Raw genomic sequence first — 2,086 nt, 5'->3', positions numbered from 1 at the left:
GGAATTAATGCCGAAGAGGTTTTTTCAGAATTAGAAGAGGATTTACAACAAATAGAGGCTAAGGGTTTCCCGATGAGTCAGAAATAATGTCAAAGATTATTTTCTCACCCTCAGCTAGATTGGATTTAAAGCAAGTTAATAGTTACTTGGCTGGGAAAAATCCGCAAGCTGCTAGAATTTTAAAAGAAAAAATCCAACAGGCTTGTAAAAAATTAGCTAAATTCCCCAATCTGGGACGTAGGCGCGATGAGTTAATCCCTAGTTTACGAAGTTTTCCTGTAGAAGATTATCTGATATTTTATTTCCCTCTTGAAAACGGAATTGAAATCGCAAGAGTAGTCAGTGGATATAGAGATTTAGATGCTATGTTTGATCTTGATTAAGAAAGCGATCGCATCAATCTAAGGGTGTCATTCTTCCCTGCTCCCCAGTAGCATCGGCTGGGGGTTTCTTCGGGAAATTTAAGCTGATCTAAACTTAACAAAAACTCAACAAAAACTTCACAAAAAACTATTGACAAGAAGATGTCAAGGCCGGTTAATTAAATTAATTAACATCATTGGAGCATTTACCCCATGAAAACCAAAAAACTGACATCCCGCAATGCTGCTCCTGTCCAACGGGAAAACACCGCTACCGTCTCTCGTGATGGCAATGCGATTGCGATGATCGCTCCGCTTTGGGATTTGGTAAGGTGGGGCGCTCCTTTTGCGGGAGACGACGCAGAGTAATCCCCCTGATTCTAGCACGAACCTCAAATCAGGTCAAAAGTCTTTTTCTCCTTGCCAAGGCGCACGGTTAGCCTCAAGGAATTGACGCACAATCCTAGTTAATTCGGGAGTTTCGGATACCGGGCATCGGTGAAGAAGCACCGGGAGCAGGGGAGCAGAGGTTGTTTCTCTTCTCGGTCCCCCTTTTCCTTGATTCACCAGTGTTAGAAGACTTAGGTTCAGGGAGATGAACCCGTGCCAATAGCTTACTTCCCCAGGGTTATCGGATAGCGGTGTTCTTCTCCTTGGGTTTGTACCTTTGACAGAATTAGATGAGCTATGATTAAAGTAAGATTTACTTATTCATACATCACAAATGACTCAAATTACTATTAATTTACCAGTCAGTTTACTTGAATCAGCCCAATGTTTAGGAAAGGCTACAGAACGAGAGTTATCCGAGGTTTTAATTGATACCTTAGAAATCATTTTGCCTACCTTTAATAATCTCTCAGCTGTGGGCAATCATCTTGAAGTTTCCCATCTTTTAGATTCCGAAGTTATTGAATTAGCTAATTCAAAAATGGATGCTGTTCAGAATCAACGCTTAGGAGAGTTACAAGCTAAGGGAAAAAATACGGGCTTAACCGAAGCCGAAGGCTATGAATTATTAGTTTTAATCTCAATTTACCAAATGGGACAATTAAGAAAGTCAATAGCCTTAGCTGAAGCCGTTAAACGAGGTTTGAGAGAGCCTTTAATACCATGAGTTTTCTCACAGAAACCTTACGCCAATAAAGTTAAACAACGGGCAGGAAATCGCTGTGAATATTGCCTAAGTCACCAGGATTATATTATGGGGAGATTACAAATTGATCATATCCAACCTTTAGCTAAAGGTGGTGCTAATACAGAAGATAATTTATGTTTAGCTTGTGAATTATGTAATCAATATAAATGGACTCAAACTGAAGCTATTGATCCCAAATCTGAGGTGTTGGTTTCCTTATTTAATCCTCGCCTTCAAAAATGGCAAGAACATTTTACTTGGACTCAAGAGGGAACGGAAATTATGGGAGTAACGGCTTGTGGTCGAGCAACAATTGTAGCTTTAAGATTAAATAGTAATCTGGCTGTTATTGTGCGTAAAAATTGGGTTAAAGCTGGTTGGCATCCACCTAATTTGCAGACGGAATCTCACCTTACCTAAAATATTCCTTTAACAATCTAAAAACTGGCCATTATGATAGTTGCTGACATTCAAAAAAGCTTCCTCAAAGAGCAAAGGCTACAATTTATTCGTAACCATCAACAAGCTTTCGATGTTGAGCTGATTTATCCTCTGCGGCTATTTGAAGATTTCGTGATGGGGGTTG

General features: G+C 39.8%; 5 protein-coding genes. All 5 read left to right on the top strand.

Going from position 1 to position 2,086, the window contains the following annotated elements:
• Nucleotides 1–86: 86 nt before the first annotated feature.
• Nucleotides 87–383 carry a type II toxin-antitoxin system RelE/ParE family toxin gene (locus tag PX636_RS02280; protein WP_149978883.1) on the top strand — a complete coding sequence of 99 codons (297 nt, stop codon included), beginning with the start codon at nt 87–89 and terminating at the stop codon, nt 381–383.
• A 192-nt stretch (nt 384–575) separates the two neighbouring features.
• The gene (locus PX636_RS02275) at nt 576–731 is read left to right on the top strand and encodes an anacyclamide/piricyclamide family prenylated cyclic peptide (protein ID WP_071823495.1); all 156 of its coding nucleotides are present in this window, start codon (nt 576–578) and stop codon (nt 729–731) included.
• 355 nt (nt 732–1,086) lie between these two features.
• Nucleotides 1,087–1,479, top strand: a complete 393-nt coding sequence (locus PX636_RS02270) for a hypothetical protein (RefSeq protein WP_002802535.1) — start codon at nt 1,087–1,089, stop codon at nt 1,477–1,479.
• Between the two features lie 87 nt (nt 1,480–1,566).
• A complete protein-coding gene (locus tag PX636_RS02265; protein ID WP_002797464.1) occupies nt 1,567–1,920 on the top strand; it encodes an HNH endonuclease in 354 nt (117 codons plus the stop codon).
• 33 nt (nt 1,921–1,953) lie between these two features.
• Nucleotides 1,954–2,086: DUF5838 family protein (locus tag PX636_RS02260; protein ID WP_288116098.1), on the top strand; the 133-nt coding region annotated here is incomplete at its 3' end.

This window comes from Microcystis sp. M53598_WE2 (genome assembly GCF_030067735.1).
In the GTDB taxonomy this organism is placed as follows: Bacteria; Cyanobacteriota; Cyanobacteriia; order Cyanobacteriales; family Microcystaceae; genus Microcystis; species Microcystis aeruginosa.
Note: the sequence above shows the minus strand (reverse complement) of the source record. Positions and strands in the feature narration are given on the sequence as shown.